This is a genomic window from Bacillus sp. AFS017336 (genome assembly GCF_002555445.1).
In the GTDB taxonomy this organism is placed as follows: domain Bacteria; phylum Bacillota; class Bacilli; order Bacillales; family Bacillaceae_G; genus Gottfriedia.
In genome coordinates, this window is record NZ_NUCO01000062.1 from 1 (window position 1) to 608 (window position 608).

Sequence of the window (608 nt, forward strand, 5' to 3'; positions counted from 1 at the left end):
TGCTCCACCCCGCGATAATAAAAGTATTGATAATTTTTAAAGATATGGTGGAGGATGACGGGCTCGAACCGCCGACCCCCTGCTTGTAAGGCAGGTGCTCTCCCAGCTGAGCTAATCCTCCGTAATAAAATGGTGACCCGTACGGGACTCGAACCCGTGTTACCGCCGTGAAAGGGCGGTGTCTTAACCGCTTGACCAACGGGCCATTATATTTGTCCTGAGTTATATGGCGGAGAGCAAGGGATTTGAACCCTTGAGACAGGGTTACCCGCCTACACGATTTCCAATCGTGCTCCTTCGGCCACTCGGACAGCTCTCCAAAATGGCTCCGCAGGTAGGATTCGAACCTACGACCACTCGGTTAACAGCCGAGTGCTCTACCACTGAGCTACTGCGGAATAATCAAGAACCAAGCGACGTTCTACTCTCACAGGGGGAAACCCCCAACTACAATCGACGCTGAAGAGCTTAACTGCCGTGTTCGGTATGGGAACGGGTGTGACCTCTTCGCTATCATCACTTGATTCAATTCCTTAAGGACATTAATTATTATATCAAATCTCATTTAAAAGTCAATGCTTTTTCAAAAGTTTTTTATAATAATTTTT

General features: G+C 47.5%; 4 tRNA genes and 1 rRNA gene. All 5 read right to left on the reverse strand.

Annotated features, from left to right (window positions below):
* Positions 1-45: 45 nt before the first annotated feature.
* Positions 46-121: transfer RNA gene (locus tag CN601_RS21900), tRNA-Val, on the reverse strand.
* 9 nt (positions 122-130) lie between these two features.
* Positions 131-205 (reverse strand) — tRNA-Glu (locus CN601_RS21905).
* 22 nt (positions 206-227) lie between these two features.
* A tRNA-Ser gene (locus CN601_RS21910) sits at positions 228-319 on the reverse strand.
* Positions 320-323: 4 nt separating this feature from the next.
* A tRNA-Asn gene (locus CN601_RS21915) sits at positions 324-398 on the reverse strand.
* A 10-nt stretch (positions 399-408) separates the two neighbouring features.
* Positions 409-524 (reverse strand): 5S ribosomal RNA (rrf, locus tag CN601_RS21920).
* Positions 525-608: the final 84 nt, after the last annotated feature.